Here is a 22,140-nt window from a genome sequence, read left to right as displayed (position 1 = left end):
AATTAGGCTACCTGACACCTAAAAAATATGGTGTACTGGCAGCCTAATCAAGGTGTTTTATATGTGTCTCATATTGCTAGGTCAGTCTAAAGCCGAGGCTTTTTTATGTTTTCACTGAACGTCGTCTTGATTTTGTTCCATCATCGGCGCATATAGTTCTTCGAGCGGTTTCATGATGATTTGTGTCACTTCCGTCAGCATCGTGTGCATGCGTTGTTCTTCCTGCATCAGTTGACCAATCAACGGATTGTTTTGGACTTCCAGCATCTTCGCTTGTGCCGATGCCATATCTTCAGGTGTAATTTCTTCACCTTGCATTTGTTTTTGTTGTAATTCCAGTTGAACATTCCGGAATGAAGCGAATAGTTCGTTTGACATCGGATCCGCATTGACTTGAGCATAAAGATCTTTTAATGTCGTGTATTCTGATGTTTCGCGAAGTGCACGCTCGAGTGTGTAAGCATGATCGTATAAGTTTGTTTCAGACATGTTTGAACCCTCCAATTTAGTTAAACGATAAGAAGTATCGCTTGTATTACTCCAATTAAACCACCTAACAGTCCTCCAAGCCAAGTGATAGCCCGGAATTCCCTTCTTGAAATCGACAAGACGATTTCTTCCAGATACGCCGTATCAAGTAAATCAACTTCTTCCCGGACAATCGTTTCGAGATCTAGTGTCGCCAGGATTCTCTCGACTTGTTCGACCAGGCGGACCACCACTTGTTTAGAAAGCACCGGTACCATCTCTTGACTGATCCGGGCTTCGAACGGTTCCAGTAGTTCGTGCAATTGCGTATCCCATAATTTCGTCAATGGAATACGCGTTAAAATCTCTGATTTCATCCGCTCGGTGATTTGTCGTTCCGTCTCCACCTCGAGGAGTGATTCGACCGGCTGTTCTAATAATGTACCGACTTCTTGTTCGACCATTTCACTGATGAATTGGTGTGTCGACTTTCCTTGTATTACCCGTTTAAGTTCCGGTTGAATCATTTCGACGATATTGACATTGGCAAGCAACATCCCGAACATTCCTCCGCCTAATTTGCTTTGAATGAACTGAGCGACGGTTTCTTCCAGTTTCATTTTCCCGGCAGGACTTTCAAAATACTGTTCGGTTTGATGAAGTAACGCCTCGACAATTCCAGGAATTGCGGCCTTGATTTTTGTTGTCCCACCATCCCCGATGACTTCTGATAGTCGTGCCGTTTTAATTGCGTCTACCATTGTTGCCAATTCCTGATCAATCCGCCGTTCCATTTGATGGTGCAATCTTTCTTCCGGATTCGTGACGAACCGTTCAGCGATTTCACGAATCGTTATCGTCGACCGCGTCCACTTCTGTAACTCCTGCTGAATCATTCGGGTAATCGCTTCATATACGACCGGCTGCTGAAGCCGCTTGCTGATTCCTTCCGGCGTCAATAAATGTTTGACGACCGTTCGTCCGAGATTTGCTGCTAATTCATCACGTCGTTTCGGAATTAATCCGGGTGTAAATGGAATCCGGTACTTTCCGATATACTTCGCTTCGAGCGGCCGAAACAACATCCGAATCGCGAGATGATTGGTGACCGCCCCGATCAATGCTCCAATCAAGATCATTCCAATGGCTTTCAGGATAAAATCTACTTCCACTTGCATAGGTTCTCGTTCCTTCCAATTTTAGTATTGTGGTAAAGTCAAAGTAGAATTTTTTTAAGGAGGCGCCTCGTATGTTACAACAATTAACCGTCTTATTCAAAGATCACCTTTCGACCGATCCCACTGTTTACTGTACCGATAAGTATACCGTATATCAGTTGGCAGATGGACTTCGGTTCGGTGTCGAAAATACCATCTTAACGACTCGAGAAGCAGACTTGCTCGACTTGCTTGCGGAACGCGTCGTCACCTCGAGTTCTGATCAAGTCACCTCCTGGCGCCATCGACTGGAACGAAATCAAGCAGAAGAACCCTCTCCCTTTCGGATGATTCATTTTTTGTTTGAACAACTGGATGAACGGACTAGTGAAGATTTACAGCAGTTGCTGTATTCCTTTTTTCATTCATCCAGCTTGATCATTCCACTGACCGCCAATCGTCTTGTCGTCATCGAACGTGAAGAAACTGTTCCTGAAGAGGATCTTCACGACTTTTTTACAGCACTCCAATCTGATTTTCTGATCGATGGGAAAGTGTTGATCGGACAACAACGTAAGTCCGGTGATATCGCTACTCAGTTTCGCCTAGAGCAGGCCGCCTTACGAGAAATTCCACTTTTGCATATCGAACGGTTCCTTCCAGCGCTGACACGATTGGTTCTCTTATCTGCGGAGATCCGTCATGAGTTGACCCAACGTTTCATCACGCCACTCGAATATGAATCGCGAGAAACCATCCATGCTTTTTGTCGCGCTAATCTCAATGTGTCACTGACGGCAAAACATCTCTTTTTACATCGTAATAGCCTGCAGTACCGACTCGACCGGTTGACCGAACAAACGGAAATCGATATACGCTCCTTCGAAGGAGCTACGTTTTTGTACACATTGTTACTTGTAGCATAGTGACCAAATGATAACGGTTACATTTAGTCATGTTGTCCATATGCTTTTTTGCCCTTTTCTCCTATACTAATCCTTGTAAGCGTTATATTAATCGATTACTTAATTTACAGGAGGATGTACACATGGCAGATATTCGTCTTGATCATATTGATAAAGTTTATTCTGGAACAGCAAAAGCGGTTGATGATTTTAACCTTCATATTAAAGATAAAGAATTCATCGTGTTTGTTGGACCATCAGGTTGCGGGAAATCAACGACACTTCGAATGATTGCTGGTCTTGAAGAAATTTCAGGTGGAGACTTTACGATTGATGGCAAACGGATGAACGACGTGGCACCAAAAGATCGTGATATCGCAATGGTTTTCCAAAACTATGCCCTATATCCGCATATGAACGTGTATGACAACATGGCATTCGGACTGAAGCTGCGCAAGTTCCCAAAAGACGAAATCAAACAACGTGTTGACAATGCAGCCCGAATTCTTGGACTTGAAGAATACTTGGAGCGTAAACCAAAAGCCCTCTCGGGTGGACAACGCCAACGTGTCGCGATCGGTCGTGCCATCGTCCGTGATGCTAAAGTCTTCTTGATGGATGAGCCACTCTCGAACTTGGATGCAAAACTTCGTGTGCAAATGCGTAAGGAAATCATCCAGTTGCACAAACGTCTTGAGACGACAACGATTTACGTGACACACGATCAGACGGAAGCGATGACACTCGCTACACGGATCGTCATCATGAAAGCCGGTCTTATCCAACAAGTCGGTACACCAAAAGAAGTATATGATCACCCGGATAACATGTTCGTCGCAGGTTTCATCGGTTCCCCATCGATGAACTTCTTGACTGGAAAACTCGCTGAAGATGGTCTGTTCCATGTCACAGGCACAGAAGAGAAATTCGAAGTCCCAGAAGGCAAAATGAAAGTTCTCCGCGAACGTGGTTATACAAGTAAAGATCTTGTTCTCGGCATCCGTCCGGAAGACATTCATGCTGAATTGATTTATCAAGATACGCAAACAGCACACCGCTTCCAAGCTCACATCGAAGTCTCTGAATTGATGGGCGCTGAATCTTATCTCTATTCAAAAGTCGGAAACCAGGCATTCACGGCACGTGTCGATTCGCGTTCACACGTTGAGATGGGTTCAGATTTAGACCTCTTCTTCGATATGACGAAAGCACATTTCTTCGACGCGGCAACAGAAGCAACAATCCGTTAATCTTCGAGATTCAGTGACCGTAGTCAGGCTGTCCATTCATGGGCAGTCTTTTTTATTGACAGACGTTCCTGTAACTTTGTATGATACTGCTTGTAGTCTTAAATTAATCCTATTCGAAAACTAGGAATTGAAATCATTTATTTATTAAAGGAGAGAGCGCTATGAAACACGGACTAAAGCTAGCAGTAGCAGCACTATCAACAGCGGGGGTGTTAGCGGCGTGCGGCGCTTCTAACGAAGAAGCAAACAAAGATGAAAAAATCGTGACAGTTGGGACGGAAGCAACGTACCCACCATTTACGTATAAAGAAAAAGGAAAGCTTACTGGTTATGACATCGAAGTCATGAATGAAGTCGCAAAACGTGCCGGCTATAAAGTCGAGTACAAAGCGATGGACTTCAAAGGATTGATTCCAGCACTTGATTCAAAACGGATCGATGTCATCGCGAACCAAATGGGAATCACGGATGAGCGGAAAGAAAAATACGTCTTCTCTGATGCCTATACGGTTTCTGGTTCAACAATCATCGTCAACAATAAAACAAACGATATCAAAACGCTTGATGATCTCAAAGGAAAGGTCGTTGGTTCGACACAAGGTTCACTTTACGCTAAAACGGCTGAAGAAGCTGGCGCAAAAGTGAAATACTATAAAGGTGCGAACCAAGTCTTAAAAGACCTTGAAGCAGGTCGAGTTGATGCTGCTATGAACGACCGTCTGTTTGTCTTAACGGAACTCAAAAAAGCGGGTTATAAAGTGAAAGCAGTCGGTGAGACGTTTGATAAAAACGAATCTGGTCTGATGATGGCTAAAAACAGCAAGTATACGGAAGACTTCAACAAAGCACTCGCAGAGATGCAAGAAGACGGCACGCTCGCAGATCTTGGGAAAAAATACTTTAACGAGGACATCAGTAAGTGATGGAATTGTTTACAATCGTCCGTGATAACGCGGACGTCTACGGAAAGGCGATTGGCACTACACTTCTTGCAAGTGGATTTGCCATCGTCTTTGCGCTTTTTCTTGGTCTGATTCTTGCTGTCATGCGGGATAGCCGCTTCGCCGTCTTAAGCGGCTTCGCACGATTGTATGTCTCGTTTTTCCGAGGAACCCCATTGTTACTTCAAATTCTGATCTTATATAATGGTCTCGTCGTACTGCAACTGACTGGTTTTCAAGCGTTAGCGTTCGGTCTATCGCTTCACTTCTCGGCTTACATTTCGGAATCATTCCGGGCAGCCATCTCATCTGTCGACCGTGGACAATGGGAAGCGGCTGATTCACTCGGCATTCCACGCCGTAAGACGTTCAAGGACGTCATTCTTCCGCAAGCCTTGTCTCGTGCCATTCCGCCTCTTTCGAACTCGGTCATCGATATCATTAAATCGACGTCACTCGGGACGATTGTTGCTGTTGAAGAACTGACGTATGTCTCCGATCAAATCTCGGCGACGACGTATCTCGTCATGCCCTTACTACTGTTCTCGGCAGCGATTTATTGGATCATGTCTACCTTGATTCAAGGTGTTCAGCATCGACTCGAAGCACGATTCAGTATTCCGGAATAATTCTATACACTTGGAATGATTACACATTCCAAGTGTATTTTTTTAATCTTTTTAGGGTTTAATACTAGGCAAGTCGGGAATAATCAAGTATACTAAAAAAAATCAGAATTATCTGATAATTTTAAAAGGAGCGTGGCCGAGATGAAACAAGTAATTGAAGCTTTCCGTAGACAAGATGCAGAGCAGCGGATTCCAGTGCTACGCCTCGAAATCGATTATGAGCTCAGTACGCTCTTCGATGCTATCCAAGTCAGTGATCAAGCAGCCGTTGTTGCTAGTAAAGAACGTCTAGATAAATATCGTCAGGAAATGCTTCGCCTCGAAGCATAACCCTATAGATACTCCCATCTCAACTCCCCCTTGAGATGGGACTTTTTTTGCAAAAAAATAGCCCGAAGGCTATTTTTCAATCGACGTCCCGTCCACGGGATGCTTTTAAGATTTCAAACCACTGCTCACGAGACAAGTCAAGACGCGTCGCTCGAACCGCTGATTCGATGCGCTCGATTTTACCTGAACCGACGATTGGCATGATGCGTGCTGGATGTTTCAGCAACCACGCATAGGCGACTTCATCAATATCTTTCGCCCCAAGGTCACGCCCGATTTCTTCTAATTTTTCACGTAACGGTGCAAACTGTTCTTCCTTGAACAAACGCCCGCCTGCGAGTGGACTCCATGCCATGACCGGCATTTCGTTTTCGTGGCATAGATCAACTGATCCATCTTCAAAATGTTTGAGCTCTGCGACAGATAGTTCGAGCTGATTCGTCACGAGCATGAAAGGTAGACGGGATTGAATCAAACTCTGTTGTGCCGGTGAATGATTCGATAATCCAAAGGTCCGGACTTTTCCTGATTCCTTCAACTCGACGAATGCTTCGGCAATTTCATTAGGGTCCATCAACGGATCCGGACGGTGGATCAATAACGTATCAATGTACTCGACACCCAGTTCTTTTAACGAACGTGTCGCATGATCAATGATATGTGCTTTTGTCGTGTCATAAAAAGAGAGTTTTTGCTGTGAAAAGTGATTCCCTTTCATCTTGATTCCTGTTTTCGTAACGATTTCCATGCGATCACGGAGTTCTGGCTTAAGTGCCAACGCTTCACCAAACAACCGTTCATTCGTATAGTCCCCGTAAATATCTGCGTGATCAAAGGTGGTAATCCCAAGCTCCAGACATTGTTCGATTAGTGTAAGTCGTTCTTCTGCTGTCATGTTCCATTCGTTTAACCGCCATAGACCATGAACAATTCTTGAAAATGAAAGTTCTTCTGTTAAGTGGATTCGTTCCATCATACGTCATCTCCTCTATCTCGATTTCTTGCTTCACCGTTCACTCTACATGATATTGATAACGGTTGCACGGCCTACGCTTTCTTTTTGGAGGAAACCATACGAAAAGCCGACAAACATGCTGTTCCTTTTGTCGGCTTTTCCATCTAGGCTGGATTATTGAATTTGTTCGACTTCCTGCATGACTTCATCTTCAATCATTTGACGTTTACGCGATGTTTCGGCTGCGTCAGGAGACGTCACGCTGAAGTAAAACTTGATTTTCGGTTCAGTACCGGAAGGACGCAGGCAGAACCATGATCCGTCTTCTAACGTGAATTTCAAGACGTTTGATTTGGGTAGATTGATGGGCGACGGTTTATGCTGAATCAAATCATGGGCAATGCTTGCATCGTAATCTTCAAACAAGACAACTTTTTCACCAGCAACTTGTTTTGGTGGATGTTCCCGGAACGTATCCATGATGCGTCCGATTTGTTCTACTCCGTCTTTTCCTTTTAACGTCAACGAACGAAGTGACTCTTCGAAATAACCGAATTGCTCATAGATGGCTTGTAATGCCTCATAGAGTGTCCGTCCTTCCTTCTTATGGTATGCTACCATCTCTGCTGCAAGGAGACACGCCTGGACGGCATCTTTGTCCCGGCAGAAGTCACCGATTAGATATCCGTAGCTTTCTTCATAGCCAAATAAATACTCATATTCACCAGAGGCATTGTATTGTTTGATTTTTTCTCCAATGAACTTGAATCCAGTCAACGTATTCTCAACGTGCAAGTCGTAATGGCGGGCAATCAAGGCACCGAGCTCGGACGTGACGATTGTTTTTGCGACAAAACCATTTTTCGGCAATGTTCCCTGTGCCGCTTTTTGGGACAGGATGTAGTCCAATAACAAAGCACCTGTTTGATTCCCTGTCAGCACCACCCACTCGCCATTCGCATCACGTGTTGCGACGCCAACACGATCGGCATCTGGATCCGTTGCGAGTAAGACGTCTGCATCGACACGATTTCCGTATTCGATAGCCAATGTAAAGGCAGCATGCTCTTCCGGATTCGGAGAAGATACCGTCGGGAACGCCCCATCTGGCTTCGCTTGTTCTTCAACGACCGTCACGTGTTCAAAACCGTAATTTTTCAGACCAACCGTCACCGGTACGAGCCCTGTTCCATGAAGGGGTGTGAAGACGATTTTTAGAGGTGCTGTCAACTCGTCTTGAATCGTTGGTAACACACGAATCGTTTTTAATTGTTCTTGATACGCATCATCCAACTGTTCACCGACACGGACAATCAATCCGTTTGCCCGTAAGACTTCTTCTGCTTCGAGTTCAATCGCCAACTCGTCCGCGACTTGATCGACGTACGAGACAAGATCATCGGCTTCTTTTGGTGGTAACTGTCCACCATCATTACCGTACACTTTATACCCGTTATATTCCGGCGGATTATGGCTTGCTGTAATGACGATCCCACCTGCTGCACGAAGTTCACGTACCGCAAACGATAATTCGGGTGTCGGACGGAGACCGTCAAACAAATAGGCTTTGATTCCGTTGCTTGCAAGTGTTTTCGCTGCTTCTAACGCGAACTCTGGAGAATAGTGACGGGAATCGTGGGCAATGACGATTCCTTGTGCGACCGCTTCTGCCCCTTCCGCTTTGATGAAATCTGCAAATCCTTGTGACGCTTTACGAACCGTATAGACGTTCATCCGGTTCGTTCCGACGCCGATTTCTCCACGCATACCACCTGTTCCAAATTCTAATTCTTTATAAAAGGCATCTTCTGCCGCTTTATCATCGGCTGCAAGAGCTGTCAGTTCCTGTTTGAGTTCTGCTTCCAGTCCAGAAAACTGATTCCATTTTTGATAGGTTTCTTTCCATGACATATGCTGTCCACTCCTTTGATTTCGTTTATTTGAGACTTTTAGTTACGACTTGCGGTAACGCGTCACCTTTCATATGATTACTTTAGAAAGGGTCGAGGTGATGTTTATGTTTCCAACCATTCAAATGACAGACTTGCAGCAACTTGTTCATACCGATCAGATTCGTTGGTTTGATTGTCGTTATGATCTGCAACATCCAGATTACGGCCGGGGAGCCTTTCAGACGAGTCACATTCAGGGCGCACAATACATGGATTTAGCAACCGACTTATCCGGGCCCCGTGCCGCAACAGGAGGACGCCACCCGCTGCCTTCTAAGGAACAATGGATTCAGACGTTAGAATCACATGGGATACATCGAGACGATTTTATCGTCCTCTACGATGATGGATTCCCTTATGCCGCCCGCGCCTGGTGGTTATTGAAATGGGCTGGTCATGAACGTGTCGTTGTCCTTGAAGGTGGACTGTCTTCTTATCTGGCCTTTGATTTTCCGATGAGCGATGACGTGATCACTTTTGAACGTTCAAGCTATCAAGCAGATTTCCAAGACGCGATGCTCGTAGATTACGAACAAGTATTACACCGTTCGAAAGAGACACTCCTCGTGGATTCCCGTTCACCGGATCGATTCCGTGGTCAGAACGAAACGATTGATCCGATTGCCGGTCACATTCCCGGTGCTGTAAATTGTTTTTTTGAAGACGCGATTTCACCTGACGGACGCTTAAAGGATGCAGAAGACCTGAAAGAACTGTACGCCGACCTTCTTGATGCCGATTCACCGATTCTATATTGCGGTAGCGGTATCACGGCCTGCGTCAACGTCCTAGCCCTTCATGCATTAGGGAAAACCGATGTCAGGTTATACGCTGGATCCTATAGCGACTGGATCAGTCAGACAAATGACATCACTAAGTGAACCTGATTATCATAAGAAAGTCCAATTCCGATCGGACTTTCTTTACATTTGGACTGGCTTGATATTCCAGATCGCGTTTGCATATTCCTTGATCGTCCGGTCGCTCGAGAAGACACCTGATTTCCCGATATTCATGATGACCATCTTGTACCACTTTTCCGGATTTTGGTACGCGCGACCAATTCGTTCTTGTGCTTGTTGATACGATAGGAAATCTTTTAGAATCAAATACTCGTCATTGTAGGTCAACAAGGAATCATATATCGCCTGAAATTCACCTGTCGGGAATACAGAGCCATCGACAAGGCTGTCGATGATGCGACGAAGTTCCGGTTGCGCACTGTACTGATCGTACGCACTGTATCCTCCGTACTGCTTATAATTCATGACTTCTTGCGGCGTCAGTCCGAAGATGAAGATGTTCGCATCTTCGACCTCGTCACGGATCTCGATGTTCGCTCCATCAAGCGTCCCGACCGTCAAGGCTCCGTTCATCATAAACTTCATGTTTCCTGTGCCAGATGCTTCATAACTGGCCGTTGAAATTTGTTCGCTGACATCACTCGCCGGGAAAATCTTTTCGGCTAATGAGACGCGGTAGTTCTCAAGGAATACGACTTTCATGTACGGACTGACTTCCGGATCCGTATTGATGAGTTTAGCAAGCGCATTGATGTACCGAATGACTTCTTTGGCGTAGTGGTAACCCGGTGCCGCCTTTGCCCCAAAAATAAATGTCCGGGGTGTCATCTTAAACGACTTGTCTTCTTTTAGGCGATAATACAAAGAATGAATGTGCAGAGCATTAAGTAACTGTCGTTTATACGCATGGAGTCGTTTCACTTGGACATCAAAAATCGAATGTGGATCGACGACGATTCCCGTTTCTGTTTCAATCAACTCGGCTAGCTCTTTTTTGCTCGCTAGTTTGATTGCTTGGATATCTTGTTGAAGTATCGGATCCTCAGCAAACTTCGTCAATTTTTGTAAATCTGACGGATGATTGATCCAACTGTCCCCAATCGCCTCGGTGACACGATTCGCAAGTGTCGGATTCGACAGCAAGAACCAACGACGGTGTGTGATGCCATTCGTCTTGTTGTTAAAACGAAGGGGAAACATTTCATAAAACAAACGCATTTCCCGTTGTTTCAGGATTTCCGTATGAATCTGTGCGACACCGTTCGTCGAATGTGTCCCAACGACCGCTAAGTTCGCCATGTTGATCATACCGTCCGCTATGATGGCAATTTCTCCCATGTTCGATTCCAAGTGGGGATAGTTATCAAGCACATCCTTACAGAACCGACGATTGATTTCTTCGATGATCAGATAGATACGCGGCAACAGATTGCGGAACAGATCGACCGGCCAACGTTCCAGTGCTTCCGAAAGTAAGGTATGGTTCGTAAACGACATGACGCTTTTCGTAATCCGCCACGCTTCTTCCCAGGCATATCCCTCTTCATCAATCAAAATCCGCATCAGTTCCGGAATCGCCACGACAGGATGCGTATCGTTGATATGGATCGCAATTTGGTTTCCAAGATGCTTAAACGATGTATTGCGTTTTTTATGTGACAACAAAATACTTCGTAATCCGGCTGAGACAAAGAAATATTGTTGTTTCAGACGTAAGACTTTTCCTTCATACGTCGTATCGTCTGGATACAAGAATTCAGAAATCGTCTGGATCGATTGTTTGTGGACGAGCAAATCTTTATAGTTTCCTCGGTGTTGATTCAACAGCTCATCGTCGTCGTACGGAGACTCTGCACTCCAGAGGCGCAGATTGTTGACGATCCCATTTTGATATCCGACGATTGGCATATCATACGGGACAGCCCGGACGATCTCAGCTGGCTCGTGGTGGACACGATAACCACCACCCTCGACTTCTTCTAACCAGACGTGACCGCCAAATGGGATATCAACAGCCTTGTCCGACCGTCTAATTTCCCACATGTTGCCGTTTTTCAGCCAGTTATCCGGTAACTCGACCTGATATCCGTCGATGATCTTTTGTTTGAAGAGACCATATTGGTAGCGGATCCCGTTTCCGTGACCAGGCAAGCCGAGTGCTGCGAGTGAATCAAGGAAACAGGCCGCTAGACGCCCTAGTCCCCCGTTCCCAAGCCCCGGTTCCGGTTCTTCTTCCGTCAAGTCTGCCAAATCATACCCAAGTTCTTCAAGACCACTCCGGACGTCTTCTAACACATCTAGACTCAGCAAGTTGTTGTACAGGAACCGACCAAGTAAAAATTCAAGTGAAAAATAATAGACTTGTTTGCTTTTTTTATGAATATACGTTTCCTTTGTCCGCATCCAGTCCGATGTAACGTATTCCCGCACCATGTAAGCTAACGTCTGATAGACATCATTTTCTGTCGCATCTTCCATCGCCTTACCATGCATCGAAATAAATCGTTCATTAAACCTCTTCTTGAACTTCTCTTTGTCTTTGAACATCAAAAAACCCCATTTCCCGTAATCCCAATCAGTCGACAGACGGTGCGATTAAACGATAAAGCGCCAAATACTCGTCAGCTGAACGAATCCAACTGAAATCTTCTTCCATCGCTGTTTCAATCAAGTGCTGGAAGACCGGCTTATCATGATACGTATCGATCGTTCGTTTGATCGCATCTAAAAACTCTTGTGCATTATAATTCGAGAACGAGAAACCATTTCCCTCTAATGTGAACTGATTAAACGGTTGAACCGTATCGCGTAACCCACCTGTTTCACGGACAACAGGCAACGAACCATACTTCATCGAAATCAATTGACTGAGTCCACACGGTTCGAAACGAGACGGCATTAAGAACGCATCACTTCCGGCATAAATCCGTTGGGCTAGACCAACATCAAATCCGATATACGAGGCTACTTTATCCGGACGAATCGTTGAAGCGTGCTGGAATAATCCTTCATACTCCGCTTCTCCTGAACCAAGGATGATGAACTGGGCATCCAGTTCAAATAGGTCAGGTAAGATATGCGCGAGTAAATCGATTCCTTTTTGGTCGACGAGACGCGACACAAATCCAAAGAGTGGCACATCGGGATTGATCGGTAATCCCAGTTCTTCTTGCAACGCAGCTTTGTTCACGGCTTTTCCGGCTTCTGCCGTTTTGACATCATAGTTTTCCACTAAATGTTCATCCGTCTCAGGACTAAACTGTCGGTAATCGATTCCGTTAAGAATCCCCCGCACATCTACTGCACGATGCTGTAAAACGGGCTCTAACGTCTCACCGTAGTATGGATCCATGATTTCATCACGATAGGACGGACTGACCGTCGTAATCTGATTGGCGTGCACAAGTCCCGCTTTCATGTAGTTGACCAGACCATTGTGTGCGATACCGTCTGCCGTGAAGTGTTCATGGCTAAGACCAAGCAGATCGCCCAGGACTTCTTCCGGGAAAACACCTTGGTATTGCAGGTTATGGATCGTAAAGACTGTCTTGATGTCATGATAGCGGTTGAGGTGTTGATAATGAATCCGTAAAAAGGCAGGAAGGACACCCGTCTGCCAGTCATGACAATGAATGATATCCGGTACTTCCGATTCTTCGACACGTTGAACCATTTCGAGAACTGCTCTCGAAAAATAGGCGAACCGCTCGGCATCATCATAATGACCGTAAATCACGCCATCCCGTTTGAAGTAATATTCATTGTCAATGAAATAAAATGTCACGCCATCTTGTTTCAAGCGTAGGACTGCGCCAAATTGTTGACGCCACCCGACTGGAACGATGAAATCAAACAGAAACTCCATCTCTAACTTATATTGCTCTTTTATTTGACCATAGTTCGGCAAGATGACCGAAACTTCCGCACCTTCTTCAGCAAGCGCTAAAGGGAGCGAGCCGACGACGTCAGCTAGCCCCCCTGTCTTGATGAATGGTGTCGCTTCTGTGGCAGCAAACCATACCTTCATGATGACATCCCCTTTTAAACGATTGTTTGTTTTTTGATGACAATCGGTTCTTCAGCCGTTCCGCGGATGACTTGTCCACGTTTAACCGTTACCTCTTTGTCAAGGATCGCGTATTCGACGACAGCGCCTTCTTCGATGATTGATTTTTGCATGATGATCGAGTTTTTGATGCGGGCATGTTTCCCGACCTTGACTCCACGGAAGAGAATGCTGTCCGTCGCGGTCCCTTCTAACTTACAGCCGTTTGCAACCAGTGAGTTCTTGATCGTTGATCCCGGTAAGTAACGGGTCGGTGGTTCGTGTTTGATCTTCGTATAGACATGTTGGAAATCGTTGATCGCTCCCCACTGTTCGAGCAGCAACATGCTTTCGCGGTAGTACGAACGAAGTGAATGAATGACTTGTGATGTCCCTGTATGTTCGTAACCATGGACATGCAGTCGGTTTAACTGCGAACGGATGATGCTTTGCAGTAAATCATATTCTCCGCGACCGATCGCTTCGTCAACGAGACGGACAAACAGGTTTTTTGAAAGCACGACCGTCTCCATGTAGAACGTCTCATCTGACGGTTCATATCCACGTGAACCGATTGCCGTCACTCGGTTTTGTTCACTGAAACGGATCGGACGGCAATAGTTACATGGTAAATCACGTTTCGTATAGACGACCGTGATGTCTGCATTCGATGTTTTATGTTCCCGGAGGACATCGCGATAATCGACTGCCGACAAGATATTTGATCCAGAGATGACGACATAGTTTTCTTTACTCCGTAAGAAGAAGTCACGGTGTAAATGGAAGTTCGACAGATCGCCGCGGAATTCATGCGCATCTTGCGATAAGGCTGGTGGGAAGATGTAGAGTCCACCGTTCGAACGGTCCAAATCCCACTCCTTACCGGAACCGAGGTGATCCATCATTGCCCGGTATTTTTCAAGTGTAAAGACACCGATATTCGCAATCTCATTTTGAACCATGTTCGTCAACGTGAAATCGATTAACCGATAACGACCCGCAAACGGTACAGCGGCTAGGTTTCGGTGTTCTGTCAATTCTTTAAAGAATCCTTCTTCTCCGCTCAGATTGATAACCCCTAGTAAATCTGTTTTCATCGGTACTTCCCCCTTATTGGATCGCTTCTTTGATGACTTCATTTTTCTTGATGACGCTGTTGGCTTCGATGACGAACACTTCACCATTTGGTGTTCCGATCGTCGCACCATCTTCCACCACTACACCGTCCGCGAGAATCGCCCGGTGAATCGTGACGTCTTTCCCAATCTTGACGTTCGGGAAGATGACTGAATCCTTGACAAGTGATCCTTCTGCGACATCGACTCCATAAAACAGAACCGAATGGTTGATTTCACCTTCGATATGGCATCCTTCATTGATGATCGAAGTCTCAATCTCGGCGTTATTTCCAATGTATTGTGGTTGTTGATTCGGGTTGACGGAATGTACTTTCCATGAAGGTTCGTACAGATCAAACTCAGGGTCTGCTGCAAGCAAGTCCATGTTTGCTTCCCAAAGTGATTGAATTGTTCCTACGTCTTTCCAGTACCCTTTGAATTTATACGCACGAATGTTCAAGTTTTCAAACAACATGTTCGGAATGATGTTTTTTCCAAAGTCAAAGCTTGATTCCGCATCGCCTGCATCTTGAATCAAGTGACGTTTCAAGATATCCCAGTTAAAGACGTAAATCCCCATCGACGCTAAGTTCGATTTTGGGTTTTCTGGTTTCTCTTCGAATTCATTGATTCGAAGATCGTCATCTGTATTTAGAATCCCGAAGCGCGGAGCTTCTTCCCATGGGACTTCACGGACAGAGATGGTAACGTCTGCTCCGCCTTGGCGATGTTCTTCGATCATTTTTTCGTAGTCCATTTTATAAATATGATCCGCTGACAACACGAGCACATAGTCGGGATGGTATTGATTGATGTAACTCATATTCCGGTAGATGGCGTTAGCCGTCCCTTCATACCAGTTCTTTCCGTTTTGGGCCTGGTACGGAGGAAGAATCGTTAATCCGCCATTTCGTCGGTCGAGATCCCACGCACTTCCGATTCCAAGGTAACGGTTGAGTTCGAGTGGTTCATATTGTGTTAAAACCCCTACTGTATCGATTCCTGAGTTCGTACAGTTCGATAATGGGAAATCAATGATCCGATACTTCCCTCCAAACGCGACCGCCGGTTTTGCAGTATGTTTCGTAAGTGCTCCTAGACGTTTTCCTTCTCCGCCCGCAAGCAACATCGCGACGACATTCTTTTTAGCCATTTCGTCCCCTCCAGTTTCATGCTCTTTTTTTACAATAGTCGTATGATCTAATTTATACAGATACTCTTATATACCCACCTTTTCTCTTTTTAATATAACATTCCTGCAAAATAGATTTATTAAAATACAAATTTCTAAAAAATTCTACTGTTTTCCCTAAAAAAGACCGATAATAGGGATGAAATGCCTTTTGAAAGGAGTTTACATGAGAATTACGACAGGATATGTTTTAGTAGTTGCTTTAGCACTTGGTTTAGTCATGACATTATTTTCGGTTCGTGATCAGTTAAACGTCGCTTCGGATTTATTCACTTGGGCGGATCAACAGACGACCGATCGACCTCTGTCTTCTTACCAACCAATTACCGTCACGTATCAAAAAGAGCGCCTTGAATTATACGATGGGTTACGACGAAACGATTTAACGCCAAGTGCGTTACCACCAAAAATCGAACAGGCTTTCATCGCGATTGAAGACCGGCGATTTTACCAGCATGACGGGTATGATATCACGGGCATTTTACGGGCCTTCACAGAAAACCAAACGGGTGATAGTAAAGGCCAGGGTGGGAGTACGATCACCCAACAATTAGCCCGAATGACGTATCTCTCCACTGAAAAAACATATACTAGAAAAATAAAAGAAATCTTGATTTCGATTTCACTCGAACAAAAATATTCAAAAAAAGAACTTTTGACAGCCTATGTCAATCAAGCCTACTTTGCCAATAATATCTACGGGATCGAGTTGGCCGCGACGTCGTATCTCGGCAAACATGCCACCGATTTGAACTGGGCGGAAGTCAGTTATTTAGCTGCGATTCCGAACAATCCGTCCCTTTATGATCCGTTACGTTTCCCGAAAAATACGAGTAAACGGCAACAACGGATCTTAAAGGCGTTAGAACAGACACGTGATATCTCAAGCAAATCACGTAAGCAACCGGTTCAAGTCACGTTCCGTAAACCTCTGATCCGTTATCCGGACTACATCGATGCTAGTGTATCGGAAGCCATTCGTCACACGGCTTCCGTCCAAAACATCAGTTCCTCAGAGGCGAAACAATATCTGCATCAGCATGGTGCCGTCATCGAGACTTATCTCGACCCTGCGGAACAAACACGGGCGAAACAAGCGATTCAACAACTTCCCAGTCCGATTGAAGGCGCTTACGTCGGAATTGACGGAAGGTCCCGTGGAGTCACGGCCCTCGTCGGGAACAAATCGACTTTACCGGGACAACTGAATCGAGCCGTCCAGTCTTATCGACAACCTGGATCAACGTTAAAACCGTTACTCGTCTATGGACCCTATCTCGAAAAAACGAAAAAAACGTTAACGAGTCGCTTGGACGGAAGCCCCGTCTGTTTTGATGGATATTGTCCACAAAATAGCAGTAACCGGATACTCGGGCGCGTGACGATTGCGGATGCAATCGCCTATTCCTATAATACGCCGGCCTTACGTGCCTTTGCGGTTTCGTTTAACGAAGGGTTAAAGACGATTCGACCGTTTCGGTTCAGTCAATGGACCGATGAAGACAATTCATACAACAGTGCTCTGGGCGGCCTGAAATATGGCGTCAGTCCGCTTGAGCTCACCAATGCCTATACGACGTTCGTCAACGATGGCCTCTACAGTCCGTCCTCGATGATTCGGACCATCACGACGGATCAAGGGACTCTTTACCGCCATTCGCTGCAGACGGACCGGATTTGGTCCAGTCGAACGAACCAGTTACTACGGAAAGGACTCCATAACGTCATGACGTACGGTACCGGACGTCTCGGCTATGATACACGGCCTGCCTATATCGGTGGAAAGACAGGCACGACAAACGATAACAAGGACATGTGGTTCGTCGGCATGAAGGATCAACACGTTGGTGGCATTTGGCTCGGCGCGGATCTTCCTCGAGCTTTTCCTGTTGAAGCCAACAGCACGCTTCAAGTCAAGACATGGGCAGAAATCTTACGATGATTCACTTCGGGAACAGGACCGCTTCTCCAAGTGAATTGAATAAACTTAAGCCGACCCATGCAAGTCCAGCCAACAGCATACCCCAGGCGAGAAAAAGAAATACAACTAATCCGATTGCTCCTGCTGAAGTCGTCATCTTACTGATTTGAAACACGTAAAAGAAAAAGTAAATCAAAAAAGAGATCGCTAATACCAGACAGACGAGTGGGAACGATGTCATGAAGGCAAAGCTGATACATCCGCCAATCAATAATAAAATACTGCCCGGACGTAACAGGCTCAAAGTCGTTCCAACTTGCTCTTTGATGAAAAAAGCAAATCCAAGCTGATTGATCGTATCGGAAATCAGTTTCAAGGAACTGAAAATCATGAAATAGACGATCAAAAAACCAAGCCAGACCAACAACTTCGTATTCCGTGCACTGAGGATTTGCAGCAGCTCGTCATATACCCCGACATCGTTTAACCAAGTAAGCGCCAGCTCGGACGTAGCAATCGCAAGTGACGTGCTAAACAGCAAGATACTGATCAAAGGGGCATAACTCAATAAGTAGACGTTCGTCCGCATGTTCGGTCTCCATTCATAGAAAATTCATATGTAGCACACAATTACACTAACAAGTATACTATAATAGATTATATCGGTTATTGAGACTAAAGGGGGAAGCAAAAATGGCATTTATTTTAATGGTAGGCGTTAGTCTCGCTTTCTTGACAGCGATTTTCACCGCAGGCTACAACAAAAAACCTGAAGGTAACGAATAAAACAATCCCCCTGCCCGTTAGTTCGGGACAGGGGGATTTGTTGATTCATAGTAAGTTTGCGTAACCTTGCTGGCGTAACGCTTCATACACAATGATGGCCGCTGTGTTCGATACATTCAACGAACGAACGAGATTCGACTGCGGCAGACGAATGCAACGGTCGAGATTTTCATCGATGACGTTTAAAGGGAGTCCTTTCGTTTCACGTCCGAATACAAAAAAGTAATCTTCTTCGACATTGGATAAATCCACTTGGCTAGGATATTTTTCGCCATACTTCGTGATGTAATAAAACGTCCCGTCCGGGTGTTTGCTCCATAACTCTTCTAACGAATCATGGTAACGCACATCTACGAACTCCCAATAATCAAGGCCTGCTCGTTTGAGTTGTTTGTCATCCGTCGAAAAACCGAGTGGACGAATTAAATGTAAGACCGAATGTGTCGCCGCACATGTCCGTGAGATGTTTCCTGTGTTTTGCGGGATTTCTGGTTGATACATTACTACATGAATAGCCATTAAATATTCTCTCCTGACTCGTGCGCAAGTAGCGCTTCTTTTTGGGCAATACCACTAGCAAAACCTGTCATCTTACCGGATGCCCCGATGATCCGGTGGCACGGATAAATCAAAGCAATTGGATTTCGATTGAGTGCTCCGCCAACAGCACGAGCTGACTTGTCAGAACCAATCATCCGTGCGAGTTGTCCATAGCTTGCCGTTTGTCCGAACGGAATCGTTCGCAGTGCCGTTAAGACACGTCGTTGAAAATCCGTCACGTCTAGGCGGCAAGGAACCGTATCAAATGCCTCCGGACATCCGTTCTCATAAGCTTCGAATGCCGCGGCAAGTGTTTCCGGTAACGGTGCTTGCTCATAACTATCTTTCCCAAGATAGCGTCCAAGGCGGGTCTTGTCGAGCCCAAAATCTAGATAAACTACTTGCTCATCATCATTCCAGGCGACAAGCAGTTCACCAAAACTACACTTCAGTTGATGATACGGCACGTTCCGCCCTCCATTCGTCGAGTAAACGTGCTCCTTCTACTTGAACATCGTTTGCCGCATCTACCGACAAACGATCTTGAACATATCCCTCGGCTTCTTGACCGGAAATTCTTCCAATTGCCCAAATTGCTAAAGCACGCATATCTTCCCGCTGATCCGTTTCTGCCATCGTGCGTAAGGCATCAAGTGCCGTCCGGTCCTGATAATGAACCAAAGCGCAAACCGCATTTCGTTGTATCGGTTTTTTCCCACGCCATGCACCAGATAAGGAACCAAATCGTGTCTTGAATTCCCGGTTACTGAGTGACAGTAATGGAATCAGTAACGGTTTAACCTGTTCTGGATCCGGTTGAAGTTCTGCATGTTGCGTTGCGTGTTTTTTTCGATTGTAGGGACAGACTTGTTGACACGTATCACAGCCATATAACCGATTTCCAAGCGCATAACGGAAGTCTTCCGGAATCAGCGTTTTGGTTTGTGTAATAAACGAGATACAGCGTTTCGCATCAATTACACCGGGCTCGACCAGTGCATCTGTCGGACAAGCATCCATACATTTCGTACAGGATCCACACAACTCTTCTACCGCCTCATCTGGCGGCAGATAACAATCTGTGATCAGCTCACCTAGATAGAGATAGGAGCCGTGGGTCTCACTGATGATCGAACAATTCTTTCCGCTAAATCCGATTCCCGCCCGTTCTGCGACTGCCCGGTCGACTAACTCTCCTGTGTCGACCATCGAACGTGTCTGACTCCCTGGAGAGAGTGTGTGTATTTTTTCCTCGAGAAGCATGAGCCGGTTTTTTAAAGCTTGATGGTAATCCAGCCCCCAGGAAGAACGACCGAAAATTCCACGTCGTTCCCCTTCTTTGCCACGTGGAGCATCCTTTAGTTTACTTGGATAAGCAACGGCAATCGCAATGATCGATACTGCATCATCCAATAACAGCGTCGGGGTTGTTCGCCGATCTAAATCAGGTTCTTCAAAACCCGACGCATATCCCTTTTCTTGTTGTTGAATGAGTCGTTGTTTCATCACTAAAAAAGGATCTGCCGTCGTGACACGGAATTCATCAATCCCAATTTCCGTTGCATACGCCTGCAACTGAGCTTTTAATGCCGCTCCATCCATCATATCGCTCCTTTCCCATCATTTTTTCATTTCTAAACAAAAAGAGCAATGTGTCAATTAAAAACGACACGTTGCTCTTTTCAGGTAAGCGGGTGAAGGGAATCGAACCCTCATCATCAGCTTGGAAGGCTGAGGTTTTACCACTAAACTACACCCGCATAATCAGGTGAATCTTGAGATTGTAACAAAGGTAAAAGCGGGTGAAGGGAATCGAACCCTCATCATCAGCTTGGAAGGCTGAGGTTTTACCACTAAACTACACCCGCAAGATACCGGTGGTCGGAATCGAACCGACACTCCAAAGGAACACGATTTTGAGTCGTGCGCGTCTACCAGTTCCGCCACACCGGCACAATCTCTTGCATAAACATTAAATTAGAAATTGGAGGCGCCAGTCAGAATCGAACTGACGATAGAGGAGTTGCAGTCCTCTGCCTTACCACTTGGCTATGGCGCCACTTATTGGAGCGGAAGACGGGATTCGAACCCGCGACCCCGACCTTGGCAAGGTCGTATTCTACCACTGAACTACTTCCGCACAAAAGCTGGGCTGGAAGGGATCGAACCTTCGCATGCTGGAATCAAAATCCAGTGCCTTACCACTTGGCCACAGCCCAATAATAAAAGGGCGACTGATGGGAATTGAACCCACGAATGCCGGAATCACAATCCGGTGCGTTAACCACTTCGCCACAACCGCCATAATAATAAAACAGGGGCAGCAGGAATCGAACCCGCGCTGACGGTTTTGGAGACCGTAGTTCTACCGCTAAACTATGCCCCTAAGAGTGGTGGGGGGGGGCGGATTCGAACCGCCGAACCCGAGGGAGCGGATTTACAGTCCGCCGCGTTTAGCCACTTCGCTACCCCCCCACAATGGGAAAATCATTTGAAAATCATATGGTGGCTTTGGACGGAATCGAACCGCCGACACGAGGATTTTCAGTCCTCTGCTCTACCGACTGAGCTACAAAGCCTTAACAATGGCGGTCCTGACGGGATTCGAACCCGCGATCTCCTGCGTGACAGGCAGGCATGTTAACCGCTACACCACAGGACCGTATGTAATTGCGGGGGCCGGATTTGAACCGACGACCTTTGGGTTATGAGCCCAACGAGCTACCAGACTGCTCCACCCCGCGCTAATAAAAATGGTGACCCGTACGGGAATCGAACCCGTGATACCGCCGTGAAAGGGCGGTGTCTTAACCGCTTGACCAACGGGCCATCTTAAAATTGAAAATGTTATGGCGGAGAGCAAGGGATTCGAACCCTTGAGACGCTTATGACGCCTACACGATTTCCAATCGTGCTCCTTCGGCCACTCGGACAGCTCTCCATTGCTTGTGGTGAAGAAGTAAATATAATGGCTCCGCAAGTAGGATTTGAACCTACGACCTACCGGTTAACAGCCGGTTGCTCTACCACTGAGCTATTGCGGAACGATCGCCTGGCAGCGTCCTATCCTCACAGGGGGAAGCCCCCAACTACTTTCGGCGTTCAAGTGCTTAACTTCCGTGTTCGGCATGGGAACGGGTGTGACCAC

The 22,140-nt window shown here is 46.0% G+C and carries 19 protein-coding genes, 15 tRNA genes and 1 rRNA gene; 7 read left to right on the top strand and 28 right to left on the bottom strand.

Annotation, left to right across the window (positions count from 1 at the left end; all coding sequences use genetic code 11):
* Positions 1-111: 111 nt before the first annotated feature.
* Positions 112-489: a YlbF/YmcA family competence regulator gene (locus tag KNQ13_RS13350; protein ID WP_012369586.1), complete on the bottom strand. Its 378-nt coding sequence runs from the start codon at positions 487-489 to the stop codon at positions 112-114.
* A gap of 20 nt (positions 490-509) precedes the next feature.
* Positions 510-1,646, bottom strand: coding sequence for a DUF445 domain-containing protein (locus KNQ13_RS13345; RefSeq protein WP_026830955.1), 1,137 nt, complete (start codon positions 1,644-1,646; stop codon positions 510-512).
* Positions 1,647-1,717: 71 nt separating this feature from the next.
* On the opposite strand from KNQ13_RS13345, the gene KNQ13_RS13340 reads away from it, so the two are divergent.
* The 5 genes from KNQ13_RS13340 to KNQ13_RS13320 all read left to right on the top strand — a co-directional run bounded on the left by KNQ13_RS13340 (position 1,718) and on the right by KNQ13_RS13320 (position 5,680).
* Complete coding sequence (locus KNQ13_RS13340) at positions 1,718-2,551, top strand: PucR family transcriptional regulator (RefSeq protein ID WP_026830954.1); 834 nt, start codon at positions 1,718-1,720, stop codon at positions 2,549-2,551.
* Between the two features lie 122 nt (positions 2,552-2,673).
* The gene (locus tag KNQ13_RS13335; RefSeq protein ID WP_014969672.1) at positions 2,674-3,780 is read left to right on the top strand and encodes an ABC transporter ATP-binding protein; all 1,107 of its coding nucleotides are present in this window, start codon (positions 2,674-2,676) and stop codon (positions 3,778-3,780) included.
* 161 nt (positions 3,781-3,941) lie between these two features.
* Positions 3,942-4,703 (top strand): transporter substrate-binding domain-containing protein, encoded by a 762-nt coding sequence (locus KNQ13_RS13330; protein ID WP_026830953.1) that lies wholly within the window; start codon positions 3,942-3,944, stop codon positions 4,701-4,703.
* Positions 4,703-5,350, top strand: coding sequence for an amino acid ABC transporter permease (locus KNQ13_RS13325; protein ID WP_034770010.1), 648 nt, complete (start codon positions 4,703-4,705; stop codon positions 5,348-5,350). The genes KNQ13_RS13330 and KNQ13_RS13325 overlap by 1 nt, the downstream gene beginning before the upstream one ends.
* A gap of 141 nt (positions 5,351-5,491) precedes the next feature.
* Entirely contained in the window at positions 5,492-5,680 is a 189-nt protein-coding gene (locus tag KNQ13_RS13320; protein ID WP_014969669.1) for a hypothetical protein, read from the top strand.
* Positions 5,681-5,756: 76 nt separating this feature from the next.
* Here KNQ13_RS13320 and KNQ13_RS13315 read toward each other — a convergent pair whose 3' ends face one another.
* Positions 5,757-6,653, bottom strand: coding sequence for an aldo/keto reductase (locus KNQ13_RS13315; RefSeq protein WP_026830952.1), 897 nt, complete (start codon positions 6,651-6,653; stop codon positions 5,757-5,759).
* Positions 6,654-6,809: 156 nt separating this feature from the next.
* Positions 6,810-8,546 carry a phospho-sugar mutase gene (locus KNQ13_RS13310; RefSeq protein ID WP_026830951.1) on the bottom strand — a complete coding sequence of 579 codons (1,737 nt, stop codon included), beginning with the start codon at positions 8,544-8,546 and terminating at the stop codon, positions 6,810-6,812.
* Between the two features lie 106 nt (positions 8,547-8,652).
* On the opposite strand from KNQ13_RS13310, the gene KNQ13_RS13305 reads away from it, so the two are divergent.
* A complete protein-coding gene (locus KNQ13_RS13305) occupies positions 8,653-9,468 on the top strand; it encodes a sulfurtransferase (protein ID WP_236624401.1) in 816 nt (271 codons plus the stop codon).
* Between the two features lie 42 nt (positions 9,469-9,510).
* Here the strand turns inward: KNQ13_RS13305 and KNQ13_RS13300 are convergent, their stop codons facing one another.
* The 4 genes from KNQ13_RS13300 to KNQ13_RS13285 are packed head-to-tail and all read right to left on the bottom strand — an operon-like array spanning position 9,511 to position 15,706.
* Positions 9,511-11,937 (bottom strand): glycogen/starch/alpha-glucan phosphorylase, encoded by a 2,427-nt coding sequence (locus KNQ13_RS13300; protein WP_026830950.1) that lies wholly within the window; start codon positions 11,935-11,937, stop codon positions 9,511-9,513.
* Between the two features lie 28 nt (positions 11,938-11,965).
* Positions 11,966-13,417 carry a glycogen synthase GlgA gene (gene glgA / locus KNQ13_RS13295; protein ID WP_026830949.1) on the bottom strand — a complete coding sequence of 484 codons (1,452 nt, stop codon included), beginning with the start codon at positions 13,415-13,417 and terminating at the stop codon, positions 11,966-11,968.
* Between the two features lie 14 nt (positions 13,418-13,431).
* Complete coding sequence (gene glgD / locus KNQ13_RS13290) at positions 13,432-14,532, bottom strand: glucose-1-phosphate adenylyltransferase subunit GlgD (RefSeq protein ID WP_026830948.1); 1,101 nt, start codon at positions 14,530-14,532, stop codon at positions 13,432-13,434.
* Positions 14,533-14,545: 13 nt separating this feature from the next.
* Entirely contained in the window at positions 14,546-15,706 is a 1,161-nt protein-coding gene (locus KNQ13_RS13285) for a glucose-1-phosphate adenylyltransferase (RefSeq protein WP_209548443.1), read from the bottom strand.
* Between the two features lie 205 nt (positions 15,707-15,911).
* On the opposite strand from KNQ13_RS13285, the gene KNQ13_RS13280 reads away from it, so the two are divergent.
* The gene (locus KNQ13_RS13280) at positions 15,912-17,687 is read left to right on the top strand and encodes a transglycosylase domain-containing protein (RefSeq protein WP_026830947.1); all 1,776 of its coding nucleotides are present in this window, start codon (positions 15,912-15,914) and stop codon (positions 17,685-17,687) included.
* A 1-nt stretch (position 17,688) separates the two neighbouring features.
* Here the strand turns inward: KNQ13_RS13280 and KNQ13_RS13275 are convergent, their stop codons facing one another.
* From KNQ13_RS13275 to rrf, 20 genes are all read right to left on the bottom strand, one after another.
* Positions 17,689-18,255, bottom strand: a complete 567-nt coding sequence (locus KNQ13_RS13275; RefSeq protein WP_014969660.1) for a DUF5366 family protein — start codon at positions 18,253-18,255, stop codon at positions 17,689-17,691.
* Between the two features lie 242 nt (positions 18,256-18,497).
* On the bottom strand, positions 18,498-18,971 hold the full coding sequence (gene trmL / locus KNQ13_RS13270; RefSeq protein WP_014969659.1) for a tRNA (uridine(34)/cytosine(34)/5-carboxymethylaminomethyluridine(34)-2'-O)-methyltransferase TrmL: 474 nt from the start codon (positions 18,969-18,971) through the stop codon (positions 18,498-18,500).
* Positions 18,971-19,459 (bottom strand): methylated-DNA--[protein]-cysteine S-methyltransferase, encoded by a 489-nt coding sequence (locus tag KNQ13_RS13265; RefSeq protein ID WP_026831249.1) that lies wholly within the window; start codon positions 19,457-19,459, stop codon positions 18,971-18,973. The genes trmL and KNQ13_RS13265 overlap by 1 nt, the downstream gene beginning before the upstream one ends.
* Positions 19,434-20,594 carry a tRNA epoxyqueuosine(34) reductase QueG gene (queG, locus tag KNQ13_RS13260; RefSeq protein ID WP_014969657.1) on the bottom strand — a complete coding sequence of 387 codons (1,161 nt, stop codon included), beginning with the start codon at positions 20,592-20,594 and terminating at the stop codon, positions 19,434-19,436. The genes KNQ13_RS13265 and queG overlap by 26 nt, the downstream gene beginning before the upstream one ends.
* Positions 20,595-20,681: 87 nt before the next feature.
* Positions 20,682-20,752: transfer RNA gene (locus KNQ13_RS13255), tRNA-Gly, on the bottom strand.
* Positions 20,753-20,789: 37 nt separating this feature from the next.
* Positions 20,790-20,860: transfer RNA gene (locus KNQ13_RS13250), tRNA-Gly, on the bottom strand.
* Between the two features lie 4 nt (positions 20,861-20,864).
* Positions 20,865-20,945 (bottom strand) — tRNA-Leu (locus KNQ13_RS13245).
* A gap of 32 nt (positions 20,946-20,977) precedes the next feature.
* Positions 20,978-21,051, bottom strand: a tRNA-Cys gene (locus KNQ13_RS13240).
* Between the two features lie 6 nt (positions 21,052-21,057).
* Positions 21,058-21,132, bottom strand: a tRNA-Gly gene (locus KNQ13_RS13235).
* Between the two features lie 7 nt (positions 21,133-21,139).
* Positions 21,140-21,211: transfer RNA gene (locus KNQ13_RS13230), tRNA-Gln, on the bottom strand.
* Between the two features lie 10 nt (positions 21,212-21,221).
* Positions 21,222-21,294, bottom strand: a tRNA-His gene (locus tag KNQ13_RS13225).
* 13 nt (positions 21,295-21,307) lie between these two features.
* Positions 21,308-21,378 (bottom strand) — tRNA-Trp (locus KNQ13_RS13220).
* 5 nt (positions 21,379-21,383) lie between these two features.
* A tRNA-Tyr gene (locus KNQ13_RS13215) sits at positions 21,384-21,467 on the bottom strand.
* A gap of 28 nt (positions 21,468-21,495) precedes the next feature.
* Positions 21,496-21,571: transfer RNA gene (locus KNQ13_RS13210), tRNA-Phe, on the bottom strand.
* Between the two features lie 7 nt (positions 21,572-21,578).
* Positions 21,579-21,654, bottom strand: a tRNA-Asp gene (locus tag KNQ13_RS13205).
* Between the two features lie 8 nt (positions 21,655-21,662).
* A tRNA-Met gene (locus tag KNQ13_RS13200) sits at positions 21,663-21,736 on the bottom strand.
* A gap of 10 nt (positions 21,737-21,746) precedes the next feature.
* Positions 21,747-21,821: transfer RNA gene (locus tag KNQ13_RS13195), tRNA-Glu, on the bottom strand.
* Between the two features lie 21 nt (positions 21,822-21,842).
* A tRNA-Ser gene (locus tag KNQ13_RS13190) sits at positions 21,843-21,933 on the bottom strand.
* Positions 21,934-21,961: 28 nt separating this feature from the next.
* Positions 21,962-22,036, bottom strand: a tRNA-Asn gene (locus KNQ13_RS13185).
* A 6-nt stretch (positions 22,037-22,042) separates the two neighbouring features.
* A 5S ribosomal RNA gene (gene rrf / locus KNQ13_RS13180) occupies positions 22,043-22,140 on the bottom strand; the annotation flags it as partial.

The organism is Exiguobacterium sp. s128, from assembly GCF_018618815.1.
GTDB lineage: Bacteria > Bacillota > Bacilli > Exiguobacteriales > Exiguobacteriaceae > Exiguobacterium_A > Exiguobacterium_A antarcticum.
This window is presented reverse-complemented; position numbering and strand designations above follow the sequence as displayed.